The organism is Methylopila sp. Yamaguchi (assembly GCF_002897035.1).
In the GTDB taxonomy this organism is placed as follows: Bacteria; Pseudomonadota; Alphaproteobacteria; order Rhizobiales; family Methylopilaceae; genus Methylopila.
Genome location: NZ_BAUX01000003.1, coordinates 41090 through 67109 on the forward strand (window position 1 = coordinate 41090; position 26020 = coordinate 67109).

Consider the following 26020-nt stretch of genomic DNA (forward strand, 5'->3'; position numbering starts at 1 on the left):
GAAACGCTTAGGCAAGCCGGCGAGGTGGGCCTCCGTCAAGAGTTCCGCAAGGCCGGCGTCCTAGGATCGAAGGCGCCTGCGCTGGGACGCGGGGCGGGGAGGTTGCGCATGAGCTTTGAGGTCGAAGCGCTGTTCGCCGTCACGGGCGCCGTCGCGCTGGTCGCGGCGGGCGGATGCTGGACGCTTCGCCGGCGGCTGTCCGACGCCGCAATCGAGGCCGAGAGCCTGCGCGACGCGGTCTGGGCGGCGCAGGAACGCGAGGAGCGCGCGCGGACCGAGGGCGTCCGCGCGGTCGACAGCGCCAAGCAGCGGGCCGCTGCGGTCTCCGAGGCCAAAACGCGCTTTCTCGCCACCGTCACCCATGAGATGCGCACGCCGCTTTCCGGCGTCATCGGCGCGACGGACCTTCTGCTCGGCACGCCGCTCGCCGCCGAGCAGCGCACCTACGCCACGGCGGTGAAGACCTCCGCTGAGGGCATGCTCGCGCTGGTCGACGAGATGCTGGACCTCTCCCGCATCGAATCGGACCGAGTGGCGCTGCAGACCGCGCCCTTCGACGTGGCCGAGGTGGTCGAGGGCGTGGCGGAGCTGCTGGCGCCGCGCGCGCAGGCCAAGGGACTCGACCTCGCCGTGCGCGTCGCCGTCGAGGGGCCGGCGATGGTCGTCGGCGACGCGGCGCGCGTTCGACAGATCCTGCTCAACCTCGCCGGCAACGCGGTGAAGTTTACGACCGAGGGCGGGGTCGGCCTGCGGGTCGACCCCACCGGCGACGGGCTGCGTTTCACGGTGCTCGACACCGGCCCCGGATTCGAACCTTCGGACGCCGAGCGCCTGTTCGAGGAGTTCGAGCGCGGCGACGCCGATCCGGGCGCCGGCGGCGCCGGCCTCGGCCTCGCCATCAGCGCGCGGCTCGCCGCCGCCATGGGCGGTCGGCTCACGGCCGATGGCCGGCCGGGCGAGGGCGCGGTCTTCACGCTCACGCTGCCGGCGGCCGCGGCGGCCCCCGCGCCGCAGCCCGAGGCGAGCCTCGCCGGCCGCCGTCTGCTCGTGGTGTCCAACGCTCCGTTCGGCGGGCCCTGGCTCGTCGAGAAGCTCGCGGAATGGGGCGCAGAGGCCCGGCTCGTCGCGCCGGAGCCGGCGGACGACTTCGCGGCCCGCGTCCGCCGGTTCAAGGCGGACACCGTGGTGATCGACCGCGCGATCCAGGCGCGCGCCAGCGACCTCGCCGCCGCGGCCCGTCTCGGCGGCGCCGAGAAGACGCTCGCCCTGCTGACGCCGCTGGACCGCCGCGAATTGCCGGCCCTCGTCGCCGACGGCTTCGACGGCTATCTGGTGAAGCCGGTGCGGGCGGCGTCGCTCACGAGCCGTCTCAACGATCCGCGGCCGCTCGGCGAGCAGGTTCCGGTGGAAACCCGCCCGGCCGTCAGCTTCCCTCGCGCGCGCGGCCTGAAGGTGCTGCTGGCCGAGGACGACCCGGTCAGCGCTCTCATTGCAGTGGCCCATCTTTCGCGGCTCGGCCACGCGGTGGTGAGGGTCCAGGACGGGCTTGAGGCCGTGGCGGCGTTTGAAGGGGAGACCTTCGACGCCGCGCTCGTCGACATCCGGATGCCGGGCCTCGACGGTCTCGCCTGCGCCCGTCGGCTGCGCGCGATCGAGCGCGCCGGCGACCGGCGGCCGGCGCTTGTCGTCGCGCTGACGGCGAACGTCTCGACGGCCGACCGCGCCGCGGCGCTCGAGGCCGGCATGGACGATCTGCTCGCCAAACCGCTCGACGCCCGCGCCCTTGAAGGTCTGCTTGCGGTTCAGGCGGCGGTCGCGGCCCGCGTGGCGTGAGTCGGGAATTCGCCAAGGCGTTCCGGCGGTTGCGTTGTCACATTGGCGTCCGCGGATTATGGTGATGTGAGGGAAGGGCCGGTTGCGGCCCTAGGCCGGCCCTGACGGGCGGCCCGTCCCGAGGCGCGGTCCAAACCTCGCCGGTCCGCAAGAGGCCACGCCCGCATGTCCATCGTCCGTGCTCCCCGCGCCGGCGCTCCCTCGCTTGTCGGGCGCTTCCGGTCCCATCACGCGGCCGGTTTGCCCAAGCGAAAGGGCTTCCCGTTCGACCTGACGCCGAGCCGCGCCGCGCTCGAAGCCTCCGCCGACGCCATGCCCAAGCCGCTCGGGCGCATCGGCCAGCTCGAGGTGCGGCTCGCCGAACGCCCCCGAGACGTGAAGCGCGCCCAGCGGCTGCGCTACGAGGTGTTCTACAAGGAGCTGTCGGCCGTCGCCGACCCGCTGGCGCGGCTCGCGCGGCGCGACATGGACGCCTACGACGCCGTCTGCGACCACCTGCTCGTGCTCGACCACACCCCGCGGCCGAAGCCCGCCAAGGCGCTTCTCGGGCTGCAGGGATTTGAATTGAAGGGTCTTGAGGGCAAGGGCGCGGAGTTCGCCCGCGCCTTCGGCGAGGCCGCCGCGCCGTTCAAGCCGAAGGGTTTCAAGAAGAAGCCGCGGGTGGTCGGCGCCTACCGCCTGCTTCGGCAGGAGGCGGCGGACCGCGCCTTCGGGTTCTACACCTCGGGCGAGTTCGCGATCGACGATCTCGTCGCTCGCCACAGGGGCTTGTCGTTCCTGGAGCTCGGCCGCTCCTGCGTCGAGAAGGCCTACCGCGACAAGCGGACGGTGGAGCTGTTGTGGCAGGGCATCTGGGCCTACGTGCAGGCCCACGACGTCGACGTGATGATCGGCTGCGCGAGCCTCGAGGGCTGCGACCCGGAGCGGCTCGCGCTTCCGCTGTCCTACCTCCACCACTTCCACGCAGCCCCCGCGGAGTGGAGCGCGGCCGCGCTTCCCGAACGCCGGACGGGCATGAACCTGATGCCCAGGGAGGCGATCGATCTGCGGGCGGCGCTCAAGGCGCTGCCGCCGCTGATCAAGGGCTATCTGAGGCTCGGCGCCTTCATCGGCGACGGAGCGGTGATCGACCGCCAGTTCGGCACCACCGACGTGCTGATCGTGATGCCGCGAGCGCTGATCAACCCTCGTTACGTCGACTACTACGGCGGCGACGCCGGCCGTCGGGCGTCCTGAGGCCGCTCGTCGCCAGCCCCGACCAGCCGCAGGTTTGCGCCGGCGCGCGGAATCGCGTTTGAAGGACGCTTGCCGCAGCGGAACCCGCGACCTCCGATGACCGACGTCCAAGACGCCCCGGCGCGCGTGACGCCGATGATGGAGCAGTACGTCGAGATCAAGTCGGCCAATCCGGACAGCCTGCTGTTCTACCGGATGGGTGACTTCTACGAGCTGTTCTTCCGGGACGCCGAGGTCGCGAGCAAAACGCTCGGCATCACGCTGACCAAGCGCGGCAAGCACCTCGGCGAGGACATCCCGATGTGCGGCGTGCCGGTGGACCGCGCCGACGACTATCTCCAACGCCTTATCGCCGCCGGCCATCGCGTCGCGGTCTGCGAGCAGACCGAGGATCCGAAGGAGGCGAAGAAGCGCGGCGGGAAATCCGTCGTGCGCCGCGACGTCGTGCGTCTCGTCACCCCCGGCACCCTGACCGAAGACGCGCTGCTGGAGCCTCGGCGGGCGAACCTGCTGGCGGCGGTCGTCCGCGCTCGCGGCGAGACCAGCGGCGTGGTGTTCGGCGTCGCCCACGTGGACGTCTCGACCGGGGCCTTCGCGGTCGGAGAGGCGGCCCCAGCGAGCCTGGGCGCGGCGCTCGCGCGGCTCGACCCGGCCGAGATACTCGTACCAGAGGCGCTGGTCGACGACGTAGCGGCCGCGACCGCCGAGACCCGCGCCGCCGTCACGCCGATCCCCCGCGACATGACCGACGCCGCCCGCGCCGACGCGCGGCTCGCCAAGCACTTCGGCGTCGCGACGGCCGAAGCCTTCGGCGCGCTGTCGAAGGCAGAGCTTGGGGCCGCGGCGGCCGTCGTCGCTTATCTCGAGCGCACCCAGCTGGCCAGCCGCCCGCCGCTGGCCCGTCCCGTCCGCGAGGGGCGCGGCGCTGCGATGGAGATCGACGCGGCGACGCGGGCGAACCTCGAGATCGTGCGGACGCTCGCAGGCCAGCGCGAGGGCAGCCTGCTCGACGCGGTCGACGCCTGCGTCACCGCCGGCGGCTCGCGGCTGCTGGGCGCGCGCCTCGCCGGGCCGCTTGTCGACGTCGCCGCGATCCGCCGCCGGCACGACGCCGTGGCCGCCTTCATCGAGGAGCCCGCGGTCCGCCGCGCCGTCCGCTCCGCGCTCGCCGGCGCGCCGGATCTCGCCCGCGCCGCCCAGCGCATCGCCTTCGGACGCGGCGGTCCGCGCGACCTCGCCGCCGTCCGCGACGCGCTCAGGGCCGCGGAAGCGCTCGCCGCGCGGATCGCGCCGCTGGTCCCCGCGGCGGACGAGCTTGGCGCGATCTCAGACGCGCTCGGCGCCGCCGACCATGCGCTCGGCGCGGACCTCGCCGCCACGCTCGACGACGAGCTCCCGCTCCTGAAGCGCGACGGCGGCTTCGTGCGCGCGGGCGCAGACCCCGCGCTGGATGAGGCCCGGGCGCTGCGCGACGAGAGCCGCAAGGTGATCGCGCGGCTGCAGGCCGGCTACGCCGACGCAACCGATGTGCGGACGCTGCGCATCAAGCACAACAACGTGCTGGGCTATTTCATCGAGGTGCCGCAGCAGCACGGCGAGCGTCTGCTGAAGCCGCCCCATGCCGAGACCTTCGTACACCGCCAGACCATGGCCGGCGCCATGCGCTTCACCACCACCGAGCTAGGCGACCTCGAGCGGCGGATCGGCGAGGCGGGGGACACGGCGCTGCGGCTCGAGCTCGCGCAGTTCGACCGGCTGGCGGCGCAGGTCTCGGCGAGCTGGGACGCGTCCCGCGCCTGCGCCGAGGCGCTGGCCGCGCTCGACGTGGCGGCGGCGCTGGCGGAGGTCGCGGTCGATTGCGGCCACGTGCGGCCGCATGTGGACGACACGCTCGACTTCCGGTTGGAGGGCGCCCGGCACCCCGTGGTCGAGCGGGCGCTGAAGCGGGGCGGAAAGCCTTTTGTGCCGAACGACGTCACGCTCTCGGAGACCGAGCTCGACGCGGGGATCGTCCAGCTCGTCACCGGCCCCAACATGGGCGGCAAGTCGACCTACCTGCGGCAGGCGGCGCTCTGCGCCGTGCTGGCGCAGGCCGGCGCCTACGTGCCGGCGAAGGCCGCGCGCATCGGCGTGGTGGACCGGCTCTACAGCCGCGTCGGCGCCGCGGACGACCTCGCCCGCGGGCGCTCCACCTTCATGGTGGAGATGGTCGAGACCGCAGCCATCCTGAACACGGCGGGGCCGCGCTCGCTCGTGATCCTCGACGAGATCGGCCGCGGCACCGCGACCTTTGACGGCCTGTCGATCGCCTGGGCCGCGATTGAGCACCTGCACGAGGTCAACCGGTGTCGCTCGCTGTTCGCGACCCATTTCCACGAGCTCACCGCGCTCGCGCGCCGGCTCGGCCGGCTGCGCAACGCCACGGTGCGGGTCAAGGAGTGGAAGGGCGAGGTGGTGTTCCTGCACGAGGTCGCGCCCGGCGTCGCCGACCGCTCCTACGGCATCCAGGTGGCGAAGCTCGCGGGCCTGCCACCGATGGTGGTCCGTCGCGCGAAGGCGGTGCTGGACGAGCTAGAGGCCGCGGACCGCGCCTCGCCGGTGGAGCGCATGATCGACGACCTGCCGCTCTTCGCCGCCGCGCGCCCGAAGCCTGAGGCGGGGCCAGACCCTGTCGCGGAGGCGCTCGACGCGATCGACCCTGACGAGTTGACGCCCAAGGGGGCGCTCGAGGCGCTGTACCGGTTGAAGACGCTGAGGAAGGCCGGAGAGGCCTGAGGCTTAACGGCTCGCGTTCATCAGCCTGCGGAAGGGCGCTGCCGCGCCAGCCCCACGTCGCCTACGCGCTGCTCGGTACGATCGCCGCAATGGTCGAGGGGGCTGACACGCCCATGGTTCGCCCGTGAACGCATGCAGCGCGCCGCAAGACGGCGCGCAGAAAGCCGACGGGAGGAAAAGGGTCGGCGTCCGCCTGGCTTAGGCGGCTTCGCGGCGGGGCGCCGGCAGCGCGAGGGCCTGCCGGGCAGCGGCGGCTTCGCGGTGCGCGCGTTCGGTCTCGGCTTCCAGCTTCGAGACCTCGGCGCGGCGGGTCTTCGCCTCCTTGCGCCATTTGCCTTGGCGGAACCAGGAGGCCGAGCCGCCGATCACGACGCCCAGCATCACGGCGGCGAGGATGACGGCGAACAGCGGCAGCGCCGGCGCGGCGAGCACGGGCGCTTCGGGCGAAAACGGGTCGAAGCCGACGACCACGGACTGCCGGTTCGCCACCGCGAACAGCACGAGGATGAGGAACAGCGGGACGCCGATCAGGCCGGTGAGGAGCCGACGGAGGGTCATGCGCTCGCTTCCGCCGCCGCCGCCGCCGGGTCGTCCTTGTTCAGCCGCACGCGCATCTCCTTGCCTGTCTTGAAGAACGGCACCACCTTGCCGTCCACCGGAACGTGTTCGCCGGTGCGCGGGTTCCGGCCGACGCGGGCCGGACGCGCCTTCACCGAAAACGCGCCGAAGCCGCGCAGCTCCACCCGGTCGCCGCGGGCGAGGGCGTCGACGATCTCGTCGAGGATGGCGTTCACGATGTTCTCGACGTCGCGCTGGTAGAGGTGCGGATTTTCCGCCGCGATACGGGTCACCAGTTCCGACTTGATCATCGCCATCCCCTCCGCCAGATGCGGCCGGGCGGCCGCTCAGGTCTCTCGTTCGGCTTAAGTGCCTCGAAAACAAGGCCTTTAGGCGGAAGGTTGCCAGAGGGCAAGCAGCCCGTCAAGCATCAGCGGGCGGCCGTCGCCGCCGGTCCGAAGCGCGGCGCCGAGCGCCGGGAAGCCGAGAGCGTCAGCCGCCGAGGCCGCCATGCCGGCGAGGCCGAGGCGCGCCAGACCGCCCTGGTCCGGCTTCCATTCGCGCACCGGAAGGTCGACGTCGACGCCCTTGGTTCCGAGCCAGGCGATGGCTTGGTCCTCCCCGCCGATCTCGTCCACCAGCTTCAGGCCGAGCGCCTGGCGGCCGGTGAAGACGCGACCGTCGACGACGGTGGCGAGGCCCTCGCCGTCGAGCTTGCGGCGCTCCGAGACGAGCGTCTTGAACCAGGCGTAGCTGTCGAGGATCAGCGCCTCGAGCGCCTTGCGCGCCTCGGGGCTTGTCGGCTCCACGCCGTTCGGCGCCGCCTTCAGCGGCGAGGACTTCACCGACTCCACCTGGACGCCGAGCTTCTCCAGCAGGCCGGTGAAATTGGGGTACTGCGCCAGCACGCCGATGGAGCCGGTGATCGAGGTCTCGCGGGCGACGATGCGGTCGGCGGCGATGGCGGCGATGTAGCCGCCCGAGGCCGCGAGCGTCTCGACCACGGCGACGACCGGCCGCTTCTCGGCGATCTTGCGGACGGCGAGATAGATGTCCTCGGATGCGGTCACGCCGCCGCCGGGGCTGTTGACGACCAGCAGGACGCCCTTGGCCTCGCTCTTGTCGATGTCCTTGAGCAGCTTCTGGCGCTTCTCGTCGTCCATGATGACGCCCGAGATCTCGACCTTGGCGATGTGCGCTTCGCGCGGGCCGGGCTTCCGCTCGTCGCCTCCGAAGGTCGCGAGCGCGCCGACGACGATCACGAGGCCGACCAGCGCGATCGCGCCGACGCGCCAGATCGCGAGCCGCCGCCGGAGCGCGCGTCGCTCGATGATGGATTCGGCGTCGAGGGCCATGGCGTCGTCCCTGTGCGGCTGTCAGGCGACGAGGCGTAGCATGGCCGCCCGCGCGCTGTCTTCCATTCTCGCCGCCACGGGCGAGCGCCGGGTCGCGGAGGCTCCGCGGCTCCCGGCGCGAGCCCTCTCAGGCCGCGGACAGCGCGATGGCGCGGTCGGCCTCGACGATGGCTTCGGGCGTGCCGACGTGCAGCCACAGGCCGTCCAGCCGGAGGCCGAACAGGCGCTCCCGCTCGATCGCCTCGTTCCAGAGCCGGTTGAGCGAGAACGGCGCGTCGCCGACGCCTTCGAACGTGGCGCGCGGCATCACCGCGAGGCCGGCGTAGGCGAAGGGGGTGACCTGGTTCTCGGGGCGGCGGGTGAGGCGGCCGTCGGCCGCGAAGGCGAAGTCCCCGGCGCCGTCGAAACCGACGCTCGCGGTCAGCGCGGCCACCATCAGCAGCGCGTCCATCCTCGACGGGTCCCAGGCCTCGGCCATGCGGGCCACGTTGGAGCGCGCGCCGTCGATCCAGAAGGTGTCGGCGTTGGCGATGAAGACGGCGTCCCCCGTCAGCAGCGGAAGAGCCCGCGCGACGCCGCCGCCCGAATCCATCAGCCGATCGCGTTCGTCGGAGATCACGATCGCCGGCGCCGTCCGGGCGGCGAGGTGGCGCTCCATCTGATCGGCGTGGTGGTGGACGTTGACGACGGCGCGCGCGACGCCGCCGTCCGCGAGCCGGTCCAGCACATGGTCCACCAGCGTCGCGCCGCCGACCTCGACCAGCGGCTTCGGCTTGGTTTCGGTGATGGGCCTCATCCGCGTGCCGAGGCCGGCGGCCAGCACCATCGCGTCGGTGATCGCGGCGCTCAACGCTCCGATGTCTCCGTCAGCTCGAGATTGGCCGCGCACCAGGCGGCGAGGTCGGCGAGGTCGGGATGGGCGAGGTTGGCGGCGAGCGCCCGTCGCACCCGCGGGATGTTGCCGAGGTAGCCCGGCTTGCCGTCGCGTTTGGCGAGCCGCACGAAAATGCCGAGGATCTTGGTCGCTCGCTGCGCGCCCATGGTGGCGTAGGCGCGGGCGAAGGCCCGGGGGTCGAAGCCGGGATCGGCGCGTCGCCGCCGCTCGAGGTAGCGGGCCGCAAGCGCGAGCTCGAGCCCGTCGGGCATGTCGACCCGGGCGTCCTGCAGCAGCGAGACGACGTCGTAGGCCGGCGGGCCGAACACCATGTCCTGGAAGTCGAGCACGCCGAGCCGCTGCAGCCCCTCCCGGTCGTCGCGCCAAGTGAGGTTCGGCGAGTGGTAGTCGCGCAGCGTCCAGGTCGCGGGCTCGTCCAGGATCGGCTCCAGCGCGGCCGCCCAGAGCGCGCGGAACTCCGCCCGCGCCTCGGGCGCGGGAGCGGCGCCCGCCACATGCGGCATGTACCAGTCGAGCAGCAGGTCGACCTCGACCAGCATCGCCGACAGGTCGTAAGGCGGCACGCTGTAGAGCTCGCGGCCGACCGGCAGCTCCGTCGGCGCCGAACGGCCGTGGAGATCGGCCAGAAGCTCCACCGCAACCTCGTAGCGGCTGGCGATCGGCTGGCCGGCGGCGACCGGCTCGTGGCCCAAATCCTCCACAAGCAGGAAGCCGTTGGCGAGGTCCTGCGCGTAGATCTCGGGCGCGCCGTAGCCGAAGGCGCGCAAGGCGTTGGCCACGGCGACGAAGGGCTTCACGTCCACCGCGAGGCGGGCGAGCGTCAGGTAGCTCTTGCCGTCGTAGAGCGCGGGACCGTGGGCGCGCGGCGGGGCGTCCATTAGGATGGCCGTGCGGTCGCCGAGCGTCAGGCGCTCGTAAAGGCGGCTCGAGGCGTCGCCTTGCACGTGGGCGCGGGCTGCCTCGCCCCAGCCGGCGGCGTCGAGGAAGCGCCGGCCGTCGCGCAGGCGCGCCAGCCGATTGCCGAAGGCGCCGTAGCCCGACAGCCGCGCCTTGCGGGACTCCGGGCTTGAGCCGAGATCGAGCCTGAGGTCCAGCCGGTCCGGCGGCAGGTCTGCGCCGATGCGGTCCGGCCACTCGACGAGCACGATCGCGTCTTCGCCGGCCTCCTCCCAGCCGAGCTCCTCCAATTCTTCGGGACCGGTGAGGCGGTAGAGGTCGGCGTGGACGATCGCGCCGCGGGGCAGGTCGTAGATCTGGAGCAGGGTGAAGGTCGGGCTCGGGGCCTCGAGCTCCGGGTCGCCGGCGCGCGCGCGCACCAGGGCGCGGGCGAAGGTGGTCTTGCCGGCGCCGAGGTCGCCCGACAGCGTCATCAGGTCGCCGGGGCGAAGGATGCGGGCGACGTCGGCGGCGAGCGCGGCGGTCGCGGCTTCGTCGACGAGCGCGAGCTCCCAGGTCTCGACGCCCGGCGTCGCCTTGCGCGCCGCGCCGATCATGCTGGCCGGGCCCTTCATTCCGCGGCGGCCGCGATCTGGCCCGCGGGGAAGCGGCAGGTGACGGTGGTGCCGCGGCCGAGCCCGCTGTCGATCGTCACGCGGCCCCCGTGCAGCTCCACGAAGGAGCGGACGATCGACAGGCCGAGGCCGACGCCGCGGTGGCGGGCGCCCGCCGTGCGGCTTTCGAAGCGGTCGAAGACCTTCTCGAGCATCTCCGGCGGAATTCCGGAACCTCGGTCGGAGACCTGGAACACAACGGCGTCCTCCTCGCGGCGCGCGGACAGCCGGATCGGCAGGCCGGGCTGGGAGAACCCTATGGCGTTTGCAAGCAGGTTGAACAGCACCTGGCGCACGCGCTTGCCGTCGGCGACGAACGAACCGACCGAGGGCGCGACGTCGATCTCGAGCCGGAGCCCGGCTTCCACAAGCCGGTCGCGCACGCCTTCGACGGCGGCGTCGATGCTCTCGCGCACCTCGACTGGGCCGAGCTCCAGCTCCATGGCCCCGGCGTCGATGGTGGTGAGGTCGAGGATGTCGTTGATGATCGCGAGCAGGGCGGCCGAGGACGACAGGATGTGCTCGACGTACTCGCGCTGCTTCGGCGAAAGCGCGCCTAGCCGGGCGTCGCCCAGCAGCTGTCCGAAGCCGATGATGTTGGTGAGAGGCGAGCGCAGCTCGTAGGACACGTGGTTGACGAAGTCGTTCTTGAGGCGGTCGGCGGCCTCGAGCGCTTCGGCGCGCTCGCGCAGCGCGCGCTCGACGTTCACGCTCGCGGTCACGTCGGTGAAGGTCGCGAGCGTGCCGCCGTCGGGCAGCGGCAGGGTGATGACGTCGACGATGCCGGCGCGATCGCGGTCGATGCGGGCGATCACCGGCTGGCGCTCGTCGGGCATGGCGGTCATCGCCATCTTAAGCTGCCGCCAGAGCTCGACGTCGGCGTGGCGCGCGCTGCAGGCCTTGAGGATCTCGTCGGCGTGCGGACGGTTGGCGAGGTCGGCCTCGGACAGGCGCCAAAGGCTGGCGAACGCCGGGTTGTGCAGCGTGAGCCGGCCGTCGGAGGCGAACACCGCGACGGCCTCCTGCAGATGGTCGAGCGTCTCGCGCTGCACCTTGGACAGCGCGTTGAACCGGCTCTCCAGGGCGATCTTCTCGGTGACGTCGTCGAACAGGTAGGTGACGCCGCCCTCGGGGTTCGGCGCCGCGACCACGCGCAGCGTGCGGCCGTCGGGCAGGTGCCACCAGTGCTCGCGCGGCTCCATCGCACGGTAGGCCTCGTGCAGCTCGGCCTTCCACTTGCGGAAATCGGCCTCTTCGGGGAGCCGGCGCTCGGCGCGCAGCCGGTCGAGGATCGTCGCGTCGCTCGGGCCGCCGTCGAGGAAGGCGGGATCGAGCGCCCAGAGCTGCCGGTAGGACTGGTTGTGGAAGGCGAGCGCGCCGTCCTTGCGGAAGATCGCGACCGCGGTCGCGAGTTCGTCGAGCGTCCGGCGGTGCGCCTCCATCTGGCGCGACAGGTCGGCGCGGACGTCCTCGAGTTCGGAGACGTCGACCGCGATCGCGGCCGAGCCGGATGGCGAGGGCGCCTCGACCACGTCGAAGATGCGGCGGGCGCCCGCGAACACCGCGGGCGCGCGGCGGCGGAACACCTGGCCGGCCTGGTTGGCGCGGGCGGCGGCGGCGCGCAGCGGCTGGTCGAGGAACTCCGCGCCCTGCTCGACCGCGGCGGCGCCCGTCCTGGCCTCGACCGCGCGGGCGTAGGCCTCGTTGGCGTAGGTCAGCCGGCCTTCGGCGTCGCGGATCCAGACCGGCTGCGTCAGGGACTCCAGCAGGGCGGTGGCGCGGGCGAGGGCGCCGGAGAGCTCGGCGTTGCGGTCCTCGATCTCGGCCCGGGCCAAGCGCTCGCCCGTGACGTCGCGCAGACGCAGCACCACGGCGGCGCCGACGGGGCGGCCTTCGGTCTCCAGGTGGCCGCCCTCGGGCGTGCGCAGCATGAGGCGGAACGGTTCGCCCCGCTGGCGGAGCGCGTCCAACCGGGCGTCGAGGGCGCGGGCGGCGTCGGGTTCGAGCCAGGTTCCGAAGGCGAGCAGGCGGCGGCCTGCCGGCATGCCGGTCAGGCGCGCCGGGTCGCCGACCAGCTCCGGCGCCTCGGCGCCCGCCCGCCAAATGATCATCACCTGCGGCTCGGTCGCGACCAGCGCTTCGGAGCGATCGAGCCGCGAGCGCAGCTCGGCGATCTCGGCGGCTGCGGCGTGCTGAGCCTCGGCGAGGCGCTGGCGCGTGCGCAGGAACAGGATGGAGGTGAGGGCCGCCACGAACAGCGCGCCGAGAAAGAGAGAGAGGGCGGCGGTCTCAGGCGCTCCGAAGGGCGCGGCCGCAGCCGGCTGGGCGAAGAGCGCCGCCGTGACGACGACAAAAGGAGCGACGGCGCGGCGCGGCCGGTCGTGCATCTGGTGAAGCCCCCGTCGGTGCGGCGTTCGCCGCGAAAGGCGCGCCATACGCCCCGCGCGCGCCCTCACGAATCAGCGTCACCATACCCTTCGGGGGGAGTCGCCCCCAAGAGTCCATAACGAGTACGCGAACGAGAAAGGCGCGATTGAGTCCTTCGGGAGACGGTATTATGGCGACGCGCGCGGCTCCGCGGCGGCGCTTTTTCCTCAGATCCAGCCCATCAATTCGCGGCGCACCACGTGCTCGATCACGCGCATGCCCTCCTCGCCGTCGTTGAGGCAGGGAATGGCCGCGAAGTTCTGGCCGCCGTTGTGATGGAAGATCTCGGCGTTCTCGCCCGCGATCTCCTCCAGCGTCTCCAGGCAGTCGGCGGTGAAGCCGGGCATGCAGACCGCGAGGTTGCGCACGCCCTGCTTGGCGAGCGCCTCCACCGTCTTGTCGGTGTAGGGCTGCAGCCACTCCTCGGGGCCGAAGCGGGACTGGAAGGTGATCCGGAAGCGGGTTTCGTCGAGCCCGAGCGCCTCACGCATCAGCCGCGCCGTCTTCTGGCACTGGCAGTGGTAGGGGTCGCCCTTCGCGAGATAGGACTGGGGAACGCCGTGGAACGAGGCGAGGATGACCTCCGGCTCGAACGACAGTTTCGCCACTTCCTTCCGCAGCTGGCTGGTGACCGCCTCGATGTAGACGGGGTCGTCGGCCCACGGCGGCGCGACCCTGAGCACAGGCTGCCAGCGCATGGCCTTCAGCGCGTCGAACGCCTTGTCGCAGACGGTGGCGGAGGTCGCCGCGGCGTACTGCGGGTAGAGCGGCACGAGGAGGATGCGGTCGCAGCCCTCCTTCTGGAGCGCTTCGATGCGGGACGGGATCGAAGGGTTGCCGTAGCGCATCGCCCAGTCGACGACGAGGTTCGGCGCGGTCGACGCGAGCGACGCCGCAAGCTTTTCGGATTGGCTTCGCGTGATGGTGCGGAGCGGGCTCTCGTCGCGCTCCTTGTTCCAGATCGAGGCGTAGTCCTTGCCCTTCCGGCCGGGCCGGGTCGTGAGGATGATCCCGTTCAGCAATGGCCACCAGATGATCCGAGGCGTCTCGATCACGCGGCGGTCCGACAGGAACTCCTTGAGGTAGCGCCGCATCGACCAGTAGTCGGTGCCGTCCGGCGTGCCGAGGTTCACGAGCAGCACGCCGATACGGCCGACCTTCACCGGCGGATGATCGGCGGGCAGGCGCACGGCGCGCATGTCGCCCTGGCTGAAGGGGGCGTTCATCGGACGGGTGGAACTCCTCGAATGGCTGGCCGGAACATAGTCGCCGGCGCGCGGAAATACAGCCGGGCCGCACCGCCCTTACGGCGCCGGCGGAAAGGCGGATCGCGCTCAGTCGTCGTCGCCGTCCGGAATCTTCAGCGGATGGCCGCAGGCCTTGCAGTGGACCGCGTCGGGTTCGTGACGGGTCAAGGCGCATTGCGGACAGGAGAACGAGACCTTCCGCGGCCGGAAGATCGCCTGCGCCAGCCGCACGAACAGCGAGATGCCCACGATCATGACGACGACGGACGTCAGCCGCCCCCAGGTTCCCGGCAGGGTGATGTCGCCGAAGCCCGTAGTGGTGACGGTCGTCACCGTGAAGTAGAGCGCGTCGACATAGGACGTGATGCCCTCGGCGCGGCCCGCGAAGCCGGTGTAGACGAAACCGGTCACCACCATCAGGAAGGTGGCGAGATTGATCACCGCGCGGGTGGCGTCCTCCCAATGGGCGAGGCCATGGCGGCGCAGGCCCCGCCAGATCGTCGGGCTGCGGGAGAGCGTCCAGATCCTGAGCGCCCGGAGGAAACCCAGGTTCGCGAACCATGCGGGCGCGAGCAGGGTGACGAAGATGAAGGCGTCGATCCAGACGTCCGGTCGGCGCATCCAGCGCTTCAGATCCGCCGCCGCGAGCGCCCGTGCCGCGAGGTCGAGGCCCACGACGATCGCAATCAGCACGTCGAGCCAGAGATAGATCGGCTCGGTGCTGAGCGCCGGCGTCGCCAGGAAGAAGGCGATGATCGCAAGGTCGATCAGGACGACCACGCCTTGGAACCGGAGCGCGCTGCGGCTGTCGCCGTGGTAGAGCGCGTGCAGCGCGCGGCGGAAGCGGGCGAAGCCGCCCCGTCCGCGGGGCGGCGGGCCGTCGGCCGAGGGTTCGGCGCCTGCCGCGGCTGCCGCTGCGGCGGCGTCTGTCGTGTCGGGCAAGCGGCGTTCCGGGCGGGAGGTCGTCATCCCGCGCTAGATAGCGAGCGCAAGCCCCGCGGCAAACGCGCCTCTCCGGGCGAGCGCGCGGAAGACAGGCGACGAGCGAGACAGAGTGATGGTGAACCTGGTCGCGTCGCTGCACGGTCAGCTCCGCGGGAAACCCTGCGAGACAACGACGGACGCGATCGCGTTAAAAATTCCGGCCGGCAATGTGAGGCGCCCCGACGTGACCGTGGAATGCGGCCAACCCCTCCTCAAGGACACCACCTCCGCCGAGCCCCGCCTCGTCGTCGAGGTGCTGTCGCCCAGCACCATGAACTTCGACCGGGTGCGCAAGCTCGACGAGTACAAGTCCGGGCCGTCGCTGCGCTACATCCTGCTGGTCGACACCGAGAAGCCGCAGATGACGCTGCTCCGGCTAGACGCCGCACCATTACGAGACGCTGGACGCAACGCTGGATCTGCCCGAGATCGGGCGCCGGCTCGAGGCCCACGACCTATTCGAAGAGCTGCCGCTCGGCGATTGATCGCGCGGCGTCAGCCGTGGAGCGCGAGCGAGTCCGCGGGAGCTTCCGCGCGCTCGTCCATGCCGTAGTCGCGGATCACCGAGGCCACCCGCAAGCGATAGCCGGCGAACACCTCCTCGCGGCCGGCGACCTGGGCCGCGCGATGGCGCGCGAGCGCGCGCCAGGCCGCGACCGCCTCCTCGTCGCGCCAGATCGACAGCGACAGGTACTTGCCGGGCGTCGTGACGCTGGCGAAGCGCTCGACCGAGATGAAGCCGTCGATGGTCTCGACGTCGGCCTTCAGGGCGCCCGCCATGGCGAAGTAGTCGTCCGTGCGGCCCTCGGCGGGCGTGACCTCGAAGATGACGGCGATCATGGGCGGCTCCTCACGCAGACAGGATCCGAACCTGCCCGCCGCTCACGGCTTCCCGCAAGTCAAAACGCTTCGGCGCTGGCCGATCGTCGCCGGGCGCCGCAGTCAGTTCGCGGCCGCGCCCGCGCAGACGGCAGGCGCACCGCGATGGCTCCCGCGGCCGCACCGGAGGCCGACGAGATCGGGCTTCGGGGCGGGACCAAGGCGGCGCGCGGCGGACGGCTGCCCACCCGGCAGCGGCGGGACCGGCGCCTTGAACAGCCAGTCGGACAGCAGCGTCGACACGGTCCGGTCCCCGGAGACGTCCACCGCGGTGAGGATGAATTGGCGGCTGTTCGCGTTGCGACCGCGGTAGGTCTCCTGCCAGGTCCTCGCGATCCGGAAGAAGGTCTCGGTGCCGACCTTGAGCTGGAGCGCATAAAGCGCCAGCGCGCCGCGCACGTAGGTGCGGTCGGAGAAGATGTCCTCCGGACGGTCGACCACGGCCGGCCCGAGCTGCGCGTCCACGGCGTAGTCGTACATGCGGCGCATGGCGGCGTCGAAGGCCGCGGGCGAACGACGGTTCGGCCAGAGCACCTCGAAATAGGTCGCGAAGCCTTCCGCGAGCCAGAGGTCCGCCCAAGCCGCGACGGACACCGAGTTGCCGAACCACTGATGGGCCAGCTCATGCGCGACGATCCCCTCGTCGGCGGCGCCAAGCGGGAAGGTCGACATGCCCTGGGTCTCCAGCGCGTAGTAGAGAGCGGGGTCGTCGACCACCACGCTGCCGTAGCTGTCGAAGGGGTAGGGGCCGACGAGGGTCTCGAAGTAGGCGATCATCGAGCGGCTCTTCGCGTAGCTCGCGACGTCGGCGGCGGGCGTCGCGGCGGTCGAGTAGAACCGCAGCGGCTTGCCGGTGGTGGTGGCGGTGACCTTCACGTCGAACCGGTTGATGTGGACAGTGGCGAGCCAGGTCGTCATCGGCTCGTCCATGCTCCACACGAACCGGGTCTTGGCGCCCAGCGGCGTGGTCGATTTCAGCAAGCCGTTCGCGACCGCCGTGTAGCCTGCAGGCACTGTGATCGCGATGCGGTTGAACGTGGCCTTGTCGGTCGGCTCGTCGTTCGAGGGGTAGAAGGTCGAGGCGCCGACCGGCTCGCTCAGGGCGTAGGTTGCGCCGTCATAGGTGAACCAGCCGAGCTGGTAGGATGGATCGTCGGGCACGGTCGGGTCCTGAATGGGCTTCGGCGCGCCGGCGTAGGAGATGACGGCCTTGAACGACTTGCCCTTCGGGATCGCGACGCGCGGTCGGATCGTGAGTTTGCTCTCGTTGCGCTGGTTGAAGACGGCGGGAACGCCGTCGATCAGCACCTCGGAGACGGTCAGGCCGGTGAGGTCCAGTCGGAAGGTCGTTATGTCCTCGAGCGCGCGGATGTCGAGCGTGGCCTTTGCGGTCAGCCGCGACGAGGGCATCGCCACGTCGAGGTCGAGGTCATAGTTGCGGACGTCGATCCCGTTGTTCCCGAAGGTCGGGAAGAAGGGGTCCACGGCGTGGGCGGAGCTGGCGGCGAGCGCAAGGCCGGCTGCAAGAACGACGGCTTTGGCGAAAGCGTGCATGCGTCGTTCCCCCGTTGTTCAGGCCGAAGCTTAACCCTCAGGGCGCGTCAGCAAAGCCGGAAGCAAAGGCTTCGTGGTCAAATGGGAGGCGCCGATCCTTCGGCGGCGGCCGAAGCGTCGCGGCTCGCACGCGAGCGCCCGGGCGCGTAGTCTCGCGGCATGACGGCGCCCGCAGACCCTCTGATCGCCGAAGCCGCCGCCCTGATCGGCGACCCGACCCGCGCCCGCATGCTGGGCGTTCTGATGGACGGGCGCGCCCGCACGGCGAAGGAGCTTGCGAGCCTCGCTGGGGTCTCGGCCCCGACCGCGAGCGGGCACGTCGCCAAGATGACCGCGGCGGGCCTCGTGTCGGTCGCGACGCAGGGGCGGCATCGCTACGTGCGTCTGGCTGGCGCCGAGGTCGCCGAACTGATCGAGCGGCTAATGATCTTCGCCAGCGTCGCGCGGCCCGCCGTTCGGCCCCGCACGCCCGCCGAGGCCGCCTTCCGCAAGGCGCGGACCTGCTACGACCATCTCGCCGGACGGCTGGCGGTGGAGCTCGTCGCGGCCTTGGTCGCGCGCGATCTGCTGCGGCGCGGGCACGACGGCTTCGAACCGACGCTCGCCGGCGAACGCTGGTTCCGCGCGCGAGGGGTCGACGTCGCCCGCGCGCGCTGTTCTCCGCGCGCCTTCGCCCGCTGCTGCCTCGACTGGAGCGAACGGCGGGACCACCTCGCCGGGGCGCTCGGCGCCGCGCTGCTTGCGGCGCTGATCGACGGCGGCGTTCTCGCCCGGCGGAAGGACGAGCGCACGCTCGACGTCACCACGATCGGGCGGCGATTCTTCGCGGAGGAGGTCGGCCTCCCGGACCTTGGCGCGCTGGAGAGGCCGGGCGTTTTGGCCTGAAGGCTTCAGCCGGGCGCGCCGACGCCGGTGAGCAGCAGGCCTGTGAGCATGATCGCCCCGAAGACGAGCACCACCAACGCGGCCAGGGTCTCGAGGCCGGCCAGCGCCATGGCGCCGGCTCCGGGCCGAGCGGCGGCGAGGCGAAGCGCCAGGCCCTTCGCCCCCACCGCGAGCGCGGCGATGGCCGCGACGGTGGCGGCGGTTCCCGCGGCCATGGCGAAGGTCGCGGCGACGCCCGCCCAGAGGATTCCCTGCGCCAGCGCGAACACCAGCACCACCAGCGCGCCCGTGCAGGGGCGAAGGCCGATCGCCAGCACCGCCGCCCCAGCGCGGCGCCAGTCGACCCGGCCCTCGACGAGTTTTGGGTCCACGCCGTGCTCGTGCGCGCAGTCCGGCCCGTGGACATGGGCGGACTGGCCGTTGAGCGTGCGAAGGAAGCCGCGCCCCTTGCGCCAGACCAGCACCACGCCGAGGGCGAGGATCACGGCGTAACTCGCCGCCTCTAGCCACCAGGTCGCGACGCCCATCGCCATGCTGGTGGCGCCAAGCGCCACCGCGATCAGGCCGACGGCCGCAATCGCGGTCACGGCCTGCGCCAGCGCCGCGAGCGTTGAGAGCGCGACGCCGCGACGGAAGCCTTCGCCGGTCGCGATCAGGTAGGAGGAGATCACCGCCTTGCCGTGGCCCGGCCCAGCGGCGTGGAACACGCCGTAGGCGAAGGACAGGCCGGCAAGGGAGAAAAGGGCGGTGTTGTCCGTCTTGGCCGCGCGGATCGCCGCCGACAGCGAGCGGTAGAAATCGGATTGCTGGGCCGCGATCCAGCCGAGCAGCCCGCCGGTTGCGGGCGCGCCGCCGGGGCCGTCGGGGCGGCCGACCCCGAAGGGGCCCGCCGCTTGCGCGAGCGCGTCCGCCGCGCCCGCGAGCGCCACCAGCGCGAGGGCCGCGCCCGCGACGAGGACCACCCGCCTCACGACGTGCAGGAGACCGAGATCGTGTTGGAGAACTGCGCGCCGAAGTTCGCGCCCGGCGAAAGCCCCGTGAAGAAGCTTTCGGACAGCTTCTTGGAGGTCGCGGCGTCGGGCTCCTTCGGGCGGGCGACGTCGAGCGCGCAGCCTGCCGGCGCCTCGACGAGCTTCGCCGGATGATCCTTGGCGAATTCGAAGGCGACGAAGTAGGTCGGGTCGTAGACCTCGACCTTGAGCGGGGCGCCCTTCGGCGGCGCGTTGTCCTTCACCGGCAGGGTGAAGTGCAGGATCAGGAGGCCCGCAGGCGTCTGCTCCAGCCAGTAGTCGACGGGCTCGGCGAAGCCCACCTTCTTGTCGCCCTCGCGGCTGAAGGTGAAGAAGCCGAACTCCTTGAGCGAGGTGACGTTCACCTCGGCGAGCGGCTGCAGCTCCTCGCGAGTGAGCTTGCCGTCGCCGTTCGCATCCAGCCCCTGCGTCGCGAAAGACGAAAACATCTCGTCGAAGGTCCAGGCGTGGCGGACCGCCGCCATCTTGCCGTCCGCTCCGAAGACGATCTCGCTACGGGCCGTCACCCACACATGCGGGTGCGCTTCGGCGGCGATTGGGAAGGTGGCGGCGATCGCGGCGAGGAGGCCGCACAGGGCGAGGCGAAGCGTCGTCATCGGCGGTCGGTTCGCTCCTGCGGGGATCACGTGCGGCGCATGCGCGTCATCGCCCCGGAGTGCGGCCGAAACGCGGCGGCTGCAACCCCCTGTTTGGAGAGCGCTCGGCTGGCAGGGGCGTTCACCCCTGGAACACGAACCGGTCGACGATCCGAAAACCCTCCGCGGGGTTCTCCTCGACGAACAGGGTGACGGCGTTCACCTCGGTCGCCGCGGCGCCCACATGGTCCGCGTAGAGCCGGGCGAGCGCCTCGACCGTCGGCGCGACGTCATCCTCGGGCAGCGCGCCGGTCAGCGTCATGTGAAAACGGAAATCCTCAAAGACATAGGGGTAGCCCCAGCGCTCGAGGGAGCTTGTCTGGCGCTCGGTCAGGGGGGCCTCCTGCCGCCGCGCGCGCTCGGCGGCGTTGGCCGCGGCGCGGAACCGGTCGAAGGCTTCGACGCAAGCATCGGACAGGCGCGCGAGCTCCGGCGCCTTGCCTTCGGGGACGAGCGCGACGAACGATCCGAGCGCCGCCACCTTCAGCGGCGGCAGCGGGAAGGGCGCCTGCGTCTGCGCGAACGCGCGGCCGGCGGCGACCAGATCGTCTTCCGTCGCCGTCCCCGACAACCGGAACGGCGCCTTCAGCGTGCCATGGAAGCCGTAGCGCCGCGGGGCCGCCGTCATTTCCGCCCAGCGCTTTGGCTTCACGTCGAGCGGCCCGAGCGCCGGCGCCGGCGCGCCGGTCGCGGCGTCGTAGCCCAGGACGCGGCAGCCGAAGGTCCAGAGCGCGCTTTCCGGCGGCGGGGCGTAGTAGATCGCGTAGCGGGGGTCGCTCATGTCACCCTCTCTCCTGCGACGACGACCGAACGGACGACCGGCGTGCGGCCTGCGAAGCGCAGACGGACGAGGTCGGCCCGCAGGCCCGGAGCGAGCCGCCCGCGGTCGGCGAGACCGAGCATGGCGGCGGGACGGGAGGTCACGAACCCGAAGGCCTGCGCGAGCGTGATCGGGCCGTCGCCGGCCGCGAGGCTCTCCACGGCCTGCAGCAGGCTGGACGGCACGTAGTCCGAGGACAGCGCGTCGAGCAGGCCGTCTTCGGCCAGCTCCCTGGCCGAGACCCCGCCGGAATGCGAGCCGCCGCGCACCACGTTCGGCGCGCCGGCCACCGTGGCGAGGCCCGCCGCCTTCGCCGCCCGCGCCGCGGCGAGCGTCGTGGGAAACTCAGAGATCGCGCAGCCCTCCGCCGCGGCCTCCGCGACATGCGCCTCGGTCGTGTCGTCGTGGCTTGCGAGCGGCGCGCCGCGGGCCTTGAACAGCGCGACCACCTGGGGTCGGTTTCGGGCGGCGTTCTCGGCCCCGGCCGCCATGCGCCGGGCGAGCATCTCGTCGGCGTCGGTCTCGGACAGGCCGTTGCTCGTCATGAACCGCTTCAGCGTCGCGACGTCCCGCCACTGCCGCTGGCCGGGCGTGTGGTCCATCAGCGAGCCGAGCCGCACGAGGGGCGAATCGAGATGGCCGTCGAGGTCGCCGATCAGCGCGGGATCGGTCAGCTCGCAGCGCAGGTGGATGCGGTGCTCGATGCGGAACGCGCCCGACCGCACCCCGTCCTCGATCGCCGCGACCATGTCGGGGAAGATCGCGCGGCGGTAGTCGTTCTTGGCGTCGTAGCCGCCGGCGCAAAGCGCGTCGAAGACGGTGGTGACGCCGGAGGCAGCCATCTGCGCGTCGTGCACCAGCGCCGCCGCGAGCGGGTTCGGCCACACGACGCCGGGCCGCGGCACGAAGTGCTTCTCGAGGTTGTCGGTGTGGATCTCGATCAGGCCGGGCGCCAGCAGGTCGCCCTCGAGGTCGATCGCGCCCGGCGCCTGCGAGCGTCCCTCGGAGATGTCACGGATGACGCCGTCCCGGTGCGCCAGCGTGCCGGTGACGATCGCGTCGTCGAGCACGAGGCGGGCGTTGGTGAGGACGGTTTCCATCGGGCGGCTATAGGGGTCTCGAAAGCTCGGCCGGCGGCCGAAGGTTGCGCCTAGATAGGCCGACCAGGGCGCGATGGAAACCTGCGCCCTTGGCGTCAGACCCCGAGCGCCGCCCCTTCGCCGCGGGGGTCGGCGCCGGCCTCGACGCGGCCGGAGGCCTCGCGAATGAGCGCCGCGGGCGCCGCGAACCCTGAGCTCTCCACAGCGACGCGATGTCCCATCCGGTCGAGCCGATCCGCGACTTCGCCGTCGAACCCCGGCTCAAGCGCCAGCAGGGGCTCGCCGTCCGGCCCGCGGCGAAGCGCGATCCGCGGGGCGGCGAGGGCGCTCGCGAGATCCTGCTCGAAGCCGAGGCGGCGTACCGCCAGCGCGGCGGCGGCCAGGGGCGGCCGGTCGCTTGCGCCGAACACCGCGACGCGCCCGTCGAGCATGGCCATCAGCGGCGCCGACAGCGGATCGGAGGCGGCGGCGCCCGGACGAAGCGGTTCGTCGCCCTCGAGCGCGAAGGCCGCGCCGCGGTTCGAGAGCAGCACGCCGGTCGACGCCGAGACCATGCCCGCGCCGAACGGCGACAACAGGCTGTGCGTGACGCTGACCGCGCGGCCTGCGGCGTCGACGACGCCGATCCAGCCGGCGCCCCCGGTGGGGACGTCAGGCAAAGCGAGCGGCGTCGCGCGGGCGCGGTCGAGCGCGCCGGCTGCAGCGTCGAGCGCCTCCGGCGTCAGACGATCGGCGGCGGCGACGCGCGGGCGGTCGTCGGCCTCGGCCTCGCGGCGTAGCCCCTCGACGCGTTTCGCGCCCTCGACGATGGCGTGGACGAAGGCGGCGTCGTCGTCGCGCTGGAGCTTCAGCCGCTCCAGCAGCGCGATCAGGGCGGGCGTCGAGAGCTCGGCGTCGAACGCCACGCCGGCCTTGATGCGCGCGGACAGCGCCGCCCGCGGCCGGGCTTCGACGCGGGTGAGATCCTCGCGGCCGAGCGGGATGCCGAGGCGATCGAGGTCGGCGGCCAGCTCGCGGGAGAGGTCGCCGTCGTAGAGGTCGCGGAGACCGGAGCGCGCGAGATGCTCGAGCGCGTCCGCCAGCCGCGGCGGGCGCAGCGTGGCGCCTGCGGCGGGCGCGGCCTTGTCGATGAGGAAGGCGGCCTGGAAGCCCTTATCCTCGGGGAGCGTCGGGAGCGCGTCGGCCAGGGCGCGGGCGAGGGTGGACGAAACGGAAAAGCCCTCGCGGGCGTGTCGCAGCGCGTCGGCGAACAGCACGTGGCGCGGTAGGCGGCGGCTGGAAAGCTCCAGCGCCGCCCGCCAACCTTCGACGGACCCGGGCGCCACGAAGGCGGAGAACGGCCCGCGGACCGGGACGGCGCCATGGCCGCGGTCATGGAAGAAGGCTGGGGACGCGCGCCGTCCGGCGAGGCCGCGGGCCTCGATCACGCCGACCGCCCCGTGCGGTTCGCGGAAGGTCCAGACGGCGTCGGCCGCCAGCGAGCTCAGGTGCGGCGCGACGACGGCGAGCGTCGCCGCCATCGCGACGGCCGCCTCGAAGGCGTCGCCGCCTTCTCCCAGGATTAGCCGGCCGGTCTCCGCGGCCTCGCGACAGGGAGCGGCCACGGCCCCCCGCGTGGAGACGACGATGTCGGACATGGGGGCCTGGCTGACTCTCGAGGAGGTTTTGGAGGGCGGCCTGCTCATGTCCGGCGCGCGGCATGGAGGCCAGAGGATGGAGGCAAGAGGGCTTCGAGCGCCTCGCTGGCGCTCGGCTCCTCAGCATGAGGAGGTCGTCGGGAGGACCAGGACTACAGAACCAAGACTGCCTCCGACCTCCTCACGCTGAGGAGCGCCGAAGGCGCGTCTCGAAGCACGCGCTTGACCGAAGCGGAGTCATGCCCTTGCCGGGCATGACTCGTGAGACGGGCGCGATCAGCTCAAGCCGCGCAGGCTTCGAAGCCCTCGCGCAGCTTGGCCTCGTCGAGCTCCTTGCCGATGAAGACCAGCTTGGAGCGGCGGGCCTCGTCGGCCTTCCACTCGCGCTGCAGGTCGCCGTCGAGGATCATGTGCACGCCCTGGAACACGAAGCGGCGATCCTCGCCCTTGAACGCGAGAATGCCCTTCCAGCGCAGGAAGTTCTGGCCGTCGGACTGCGCCAGCGCGTTGACCCAGGGCATGAACTTGTTGGGATCGACCTCGCCGGGGATCTCCAGCGCGACCGATTGCATGGTCTCGTCGTGGTAGTGCTTCAGGCCGCCGTGCGAATGCTCGCCGTGGCCATGATCCTTGTGCGCGTGGCCGTGGTCCTCGTGGCCGTGGCCGTGCCCGTGATCGTGGCCGCAGCCGCAGTCCGGTCCATGCTCGTGGTGGTCGTGCGCGTGGCCATGGGCGTGGTCATGATGACTGTGGTCGTGGTCGTCGGCCTCGAGGAACGCCGGCTCCAGCGCGAGGATGCGGTCGAGGTCGAACGCGCCTTTGTCCAGCACCTCGTCCAGCGCGACGGCGCTCTTCACCGTGCGGATGACGCGGGCGTAGGGGTTGATGCCGCGGATGCGGGCCTCGACCTCCTCCAGCTCGTCCTTGGTGACGAGGTCGGTCTTGTTGAGCAGGATCACGTCGGCGAAGGCGATCTGGTTCTTCGCCTCCGGCGCGTCCTTGAGGCGATCCGTCAGCCACTTGGCGTCGGCGACGGTGACGACGGCGTCGAGCCGGGCCTTCCGGCCGACCTCCTCGTCAATGAAGAAGGTCTGCGCGACGGGGGCGGGGTCGGCGAGGCCGGTGGTCTCGACGATGATCGCGTCGAACTTCCCCTTGCGCTTCATCAGGCCTTCGAGGATGCGGATCAGGTCGCCGCGCACGGTGCAGCAGATGCACCCGTTGTTCATTTCGAACACTTCCTCGTCGGCGCCGACCACGAGGTCGTTGTCGATGCCGATCTCGCCGAACTCGTTGACGATGACGGCGTAGCGCTTGCCGTGCGGCTCCGAGAGGATGCGGTTGAGCAGGGTCGTCTTGCCGGCGCCGAGATAGCCGGTGAGCACGGTGACGGGCGTCTTGTCGGATGCGGCCGCGAGCGACATGGAGCCTCCGGGGGCGGGCGCGGCCAGAGATGGGCCGCTTCGGGATGGGATGGTCGCGCCTGATATAGCGACGCCGGGCGCTGGCGTCACGGGGCGTGACGGCGTCAGGCCCGCGCGCGGGCCCGGGGGTGAAACTGCTGGTGCACGGCGACGAGGCGGGCGGCGTCGACTTCGGTGTAGATCTGCGTCGTCGAGAGGCTGGCGTGGCCGAGCAGCTCCTGGATCGTCCTTAGGTCGCCGCCGCGCGCCAGCAGATGGGTCGCGAAGGAATGGCGCAGCGCGTGCGGCGTCGCGCTGTCGGGCAGGCCCAGCGCCCCGCGCATGCGCGCCACCGCCGCCTGCACGATGCGCGGGTTCAAAGGGCCGCCCTTAGCGCCCACGAACAGCGGGCCGGAGGGCGCCAGCGTCCAGGGGCAGTCCTTGAGATAGGCCGCGATAGAGGTCTGCACCGCGGCAATGACCGGCAGCTGGCGGGTCTTGCCGCCCTTGCCGGTGACCTCGATGCGGTCGACGCCCTCGACCGGCGCCTGCGCCCGCGTGAGCGACAGCGCCTCGGAGATGCGCAAGCCGCAGCCGTAGAGCAGCGCGATCACCGCTGCGTCGCGGGCGAGCACCCAGCCCTCGCGCTCCTCGCCCGCGCGAGTGTCGGCGTCGGCGAGCGCCCGGGCCGCGGCGGGGGAGACGGGCTTCGGCAGGCTGCGCGCAATCTTCGGGGACCGCACCGCCGCGAACGCCGACGCCTCGCCGCGGCCTGTGCGGGCGAGGAAGCGCGCGAGCGAGCGGCTCGACGCCAGCGCCCGCATCAGCGAGCGGCTGACGAGCCCCTTCGCTCGCCGGGCGGCGAGGAAGGCGCGGAGGTCGCGGGGCGTCAGCGCGATCAGGTCATCGAGCGAGGCCGGCCCGCCGAGATGGCCCTGCAGGAAGGTGAGAAAGATGCGGACGTCGCGCCCGTAGGCCTCGACCGTCTTGGACGACAGCCGCCGCTCGGTCGCGAGATGCCGCAGCCACTCCGCGAAGGCCTGGCGCAGGTCCGGGGCCACGGGCAGCAGCAGGTCGTCGAGGGTCTGGATGGCGGGGGATGTCATGGCCGTCAGGATGGTCGGGAGGGGTTAAGTTTTTCCGGGCCGGGCGCCCGGTCGGACATTTTGCGCGACGGACGTGTCGGGACGGCGGCGTCCCGGCCGTCCTCGCAAGC

The 26020-nt window shown here is 72.0% G+C and carries 22 protein-coding genes; 5 read left to right on the top strand and 17 right to left on the bottom strand.

Going from position 1 to position 26020, the window contains the following annotated elements:
* Positions 1-108 precede the first annotated feature (108 nt).
* The 3 genes from METY_RS04430 to mutS all read left to right on the top strand — a co-directional run bounded on the left by METY_RS04430 (position 109) and on the right by mutS (position 5844).
* Positions 109-1833: an ATP-binding protein gene (locus METY_RS04430; protein ID WP_103120181.1), complete on the top strand. Its 1725-nt coding sequence runs from the start codon at positions 109-111 to the stop codon at positions 1831-1833.
* A 165-nt stretch (positions 1834-1998) separates the two neighbouring features.
* Positions 1999-3069, top strand: a complete 1071-nt coding sequence (locus METY_RS04435) for a GNAT family N-acetyltransferase (protein WP_103120182.1) — start codon at positions 1999-2001, stop codon at positions 3067-3069.
* Positions 3070-3165: 96 nt separating this feature from the next.
* A complete protein-coding gene (mutS, locus tag METY_RS04440) occupies positions 3166-5844 on the top strand; it encodes a DNA mismatch repair protein MutS (protein WP_103120183.1) in 2679 nt (892 codons plus the stop codon).
* A 198-nt stretch (positions 5845-6042) separates the two neighbouring features.
* Here the strand turns inward: mutS and METY_RS04445 are convergent, their stop codons facing one another.
* The 8 genes from METY_RS04445 to METY_RS04480 all read right to left on the bottom strand — a co-directional run bounded on the left by METY_RS04445 (position 6043) and on the right by METY_RS04480 (position 14818).
* Positions 6043-6402, bottom strand: a complete 360-nt coding sequence (locus METY_RS04445; RefSeq protein WP_103120184.1) for a lipopolysaccharide assembly protein LapA domain-containing protein — start codon at positions 6400-6402, stop codon at positions 6043-6045.
* Positions 6399-6713: an integration host factor subunit beta gene (gene ihfB / locus METY_RS04450; RefSeq protein WP_020186701.1), complete on the bottom strand. Its 315-nt coding sequence runs from the start codon at positions 6711-6713 to the stop codon at positions 6399-6401. The genes METY_RS04445 and ihfB overlap by 4 nt, the downstream gene beginning before the upstream one ends.
* A gap of 78 nt (positions 6714-6791) precedes the next feature.
* The gene (gene sppA / locus METY_RS04455; protein WP_103120185.1) at positions 6792-7757 is read right to left on the bottom strand and encodes a signal peptide peptidase SppA; all 966 of its coding nucleotides are present in this window, start codon (positions 7755-7757) and stop codon (positions 6792-6794) included.
* A 127-nt stretch (positions 7758-7884) separates the two neighbouring features.
* Positions 7885-8583, bottom strand: a complete 699-nt coding sequence (locus METY_RS04460) for a nucleotidyltransferase family protein (RefSeq protein WP_103120441.1) — start codon at positions 8581-8583, stop codon at positions 7885-7887.
* Positions 8584-8603: 20 nt separating this feature from the next.
* Positions 8604-10163 (bottom strand): tRNA (adenosine(37)-N6)-threonylcarbamoyltransferase complex ATPase subunit type 1 TsaE, encoded by a 1560-nt coding sequence (gene tsaE, locus METY_RS04465; protein ID WP_244593516.1) that lies wholly within the window; start codon positions 10161-10163, stop codon positions 8604-8606.
* A complete protein-coding gene (locus METY_RS04470; protein ID WP_103120186.1) occupies positions 10160-12589 on the bottom strand; it encodes a PAS domain-containing sensor histidine kinase in 2430 nt (809 codons plus the stop codon). Before METY_RS04470 ends, tsaE begins: the two co-directional genes overlap by 4 nt.
* Before the next feature lie 207 nt (positions 12590-12796).
* Positions 12797-13855 (bottom strand): ferrochelatase, encoded by a 1059-nt coding sequence (hemH, locus tag METY_RS04475; protein WP_103120187.1) that lies wholly within the window; start codon positions 13853-13855, stop codon positions 12797-12799.
* A gap of 108 nt (positions 13856-13963) precedes the next feature.
* The gene (locus METY_RS04480) at positions 13964-14818 is read right to left on the bottom strand and encodes an ion channel (protein WP_244593517.1); all 855 of its coding nucleotides are present in this window, start codon (positions 14816-14818) and stop codon (positions 13964-13966) included.
* 115 nt (positions 14819-14933) lie between these two features.
* Here METY_RS04480 and METY_RS04485 point away from each other — a divergent pair, with 115 nt between their 5' ends.
* Positions 14934-15413, top strand: coding sequence for a Uma2 family endonuclease (locus tag METY_RS04485; RefSeq protein ID WP_244593518.1), 480 nt, complete (start codon positions 14934-14936; stop codon positions 15411-15413).
* Here the strand turns inward: METY_RS04485 and METY_RS04490 are convergent.
* Both METY_RS04490 and METY_RS04495 read right to left on the bottom strand, forming a co-directional pair.
* A complete protein-coding gene (locus tag METY_RS04490) occupies positions 15356-15700 on the bottom strand; it encodes an antibiotic biosynthesis monooxygenase family protein (protein ID WP_103120189.1) in 345 nt (114 codons plus the stop codon). The two genes, METY_RS04485 and METY_RS04490, sit on opposite strands and share 58 nt — an antisense overlap.
* A gap of 102 nt (positions 15701-15802) precedes the next feature.
* Entirely contained in the window at positions 15803-17293 is a 1491-nt protein-coding gene (locus METY_RS04495) for a M1 family metallopeptidase (RefSeq protein WP_103120190.1), read from the bottom strand.
* A 159-nt stretch (positions 17294-17452) separates the two neighbouring features.
* Between METY_RS04495 and METY_RS04500 the strand changes: the two genes are divergently transcribed.
* The gene (locus METY_RS04500) at positions 17453-18178 is read left to right on the top strand and encodes an ArsR/SmtB family transcription factor (protein WP_103120191.1); all 726 of its coding nucleotides are present in this window, start codon (positions 17453-17455) and stop codon (positions 18176-18178) included.
* Positions 18179-18183: 5 nt separating this feature from the next.
* Here METY_RS04500 and METY_RS04505 read toward each other — a convergent pair whose 3' ends face one another.
* The 7 genes from METY_RS04505 to METY_RS04535 all read right to left on the bottom strand — a co-directional run bounded on the left by METY_RS04505 (position 18184) and on the right by METY_RS04535 (position 25910).
* Entirely contained in the window at positions 18184-19140 is a 957-nt protein-coding gene (locus METY_RS04505) for a nickel/cobalt transporter (protein ID WP_103120192.1), read from the bottom strand.
* A 5-nt stretch (positions 19141-19145) separates the two neighbouring features.
* Positions 19146-19805 (bottom strand): DUF1007 family protein, encoded by a 660-nt coding sequence (locus tag METY_RS04510; RefSeq protein WP_103120193.1) that lies wholly within the window; start codon positions 19803-19805, stop codon positions 19146-19148.
* Positions 19806-19926: 121 nt separating this feature from the next.
* A complete protein-coding gene (locus tag METY_RS04515) occupies positions 19927-20625 on the bottom strand; it encodes a DUF1045 domain-containing protein (protein ID WP_103120194.1) in 699 nt (232 codons plus the stop codon).
* Complete coding sequence (locus tag METY_RS04520; RefSeq protein ID WP_103120195.1) at positions 20622-21764, bottom strand: alpha-D-ribose 1-methylphosphonate 5-triphosphate diphosphatase; 1143 nt, start codon at positions 21762-21764, stop codon at positions 20622-20624. Before METY_RS04520 ends, METY_RS04515 begins: the two co-directional genes overlap by 4 nt.
* A gap of 95 nt (positions 21765-21859) precedes the next feature.
* Positions 21860-23401 (bottom strand): gamma-glutamyltransferase, encoded by a 1542-nt coding sequence (locus tag METY_RS04525; RefSeq protein ID WP_160147303.1) that lies wholly within the window; start codon positions 23399-23401, stop codon positions 21860-21862.
* Between the two features lie 281 nt (positions 23402-23682).
* Complete coding sequence (locus tag METY_RS04530) at positions 23683-24825, bottom strand: CobW family GTP-binding protein (RefSeq protein WP_103120197.1); 1143 nt, start codon at positions 24823-24825, stop codon at positions 23683-23685.
* Between the two features lie 104 nt (positions 24826-24929).
* Positions 24930-25910 carry a tyrosine recombinase XerC gene (locus METY_RS04535; RefSeq protein ID WP_103120198.1) on the bottom strand — a complete coding sequence of 327 codons (981 nt, stop codon included), beginning with the start codon at positions 25908-25910 and terminating at the stop codon, positions 24930-24932.
* Between the last annotated feature and the right edge of the window lie 110 nt (positions 25911-26020).

Bases quoted from the DNA above. Each gene is read 5' to 3' on its own strand.
- METY_RS04430 (WP_103120181.1), top strand. From the start codon at position 109: ATGAGCTTTGAGGTCGAAGCGCTGTTCGCCGTCACGGGCGCCGTCGCG.
- METY_RS04435 (WP_103120182.1), top strand. From the start codon at position 1,999: ATGTCCATCGTCCGTGCTCCCCGCGCCGGCGCTCCCTCGCTTGTCGGG.
- mutS (WP_103120183.1), top strand. From the start codon at position 3,166: ATGACCGACGTCCAAGACGCCCCGGCGCGCGTGACGCCGATGATGGAG.
- METY_RS04445 (WP_103120184.1), bottom strand. From the start codon at position 6,402: ATGACCCTCCGTCGGCTCCTCACCGGCCTGATCGGCGTCCCGCTGTTC.
- ihfB (WP_020186701.1), bottom strand. From the start codon at position 6,713: ATGATCAAGTCGGAACTGGTGACCCGTATCGCGGCGGAAAATCCGCAC.
- sppA (WP_103120185.1), bottom strand. From the start codon at position 7,757: ATGGCCCTCGACGCCGAATCCATCATCGAGCGACGCGCGCTCCGGCGG.
- METY_RS04460 (WP_103120441.1), bottom strand. From the start codon at position 8,583: ATGGTGCTGGCCGCCGGCCTCGGCACGCGGATGAGGCCCATCACCGAA.
- tsaE (WP_244593516.1), bottom strand. From the start codon at position 10,163: ATGAAGGGCCCGGCCAGCATGATCGGCGCGGCGCGCAAGGCGACGCCG.
- METY_RS04470 (WP_103120186.1), bottom strand. From the start codon at position 12,589: ATGCACGACCGGCCGCGCCGCGCCGTCGCTCCTTTTGTCGTCGTCACG.
- hemH (WP_103120187.1), bottom strand. From the start codon at position 13,855: ATGAACGCCCCCTTCAGCCAGGGCGACATGCGCGCCGTGCGCCTGCCC.
- METY_RS04485 (WP_244593518.1), top strand. From the start codon at position 14,934: ATGGTGAACCTGGTCGCGTCGCTGCACGGTCAGCTCCGCGGGAAACCC.
- METY_RS04490 (WP_103120189.1), bottom strand. From the start codon at position 15,700: ATGATCGCCGTCATCTTCGAGGTCACGCCCGCCGAGGGCCGCACGGAC.
- METY_RS04495 (WP_103120190.1), bottom strand. From the start codon at position 17,293: ATGCACGCTTTCGCCAAAGCCGTCGTTCTTGCAGCCGGCCTTGCGCTC.
- METY_RS04500 (WP_103120191.1), top strand. From the start codon at position 17,453: ATGACGGCGCCCGCAGACCCTCTGATCGCCGAAGCCGCCGCCCTGATC.
- METY_RS04510 (WP_103120193.1), bottom strand. From the start codon at position 19,805: ATGACGACGCTTCGCCTCGCCCTGTGCGGCCTCCTCGCCGCGATCGCC.
- METY_RS04515 (WP_103120194.1), bottom strand. From the start codon at position 20,625: ATGAGCGACCCCCGCTACGCGATCTACTACGCCCCGCCGCCGGAAAGC.
- METY_RS04520 (WP_103120195.1), bottom strand. From the start codon at position 21,764: ATGGAAACCGTCCTCACCAACGCCCGCCTCGTGCTCGACGACGCGATC.
- METY_RS04525 (WP_160147303.1), bottom strand. From the start codon at position 23,401: ATGTCCGACATCGTCGTCTCCACGCGGGGGGCCGTGGCCGCTCCCTGT.
- METY_RS04530 (WP_103120197.1), bottom strand. From the start codon at position 24,825: ATGTCGCTCGCGGCCGCATCCGACAAGACGCCCGTCACCGTGCTCACC.
- METY_RS04535 (WP_103120198.1), bottom strand. From the start codon at position 25,910: ATGACATCCCCCGCCATCCAGACCCTCGACGACCTGCTGCTGCCCGTG.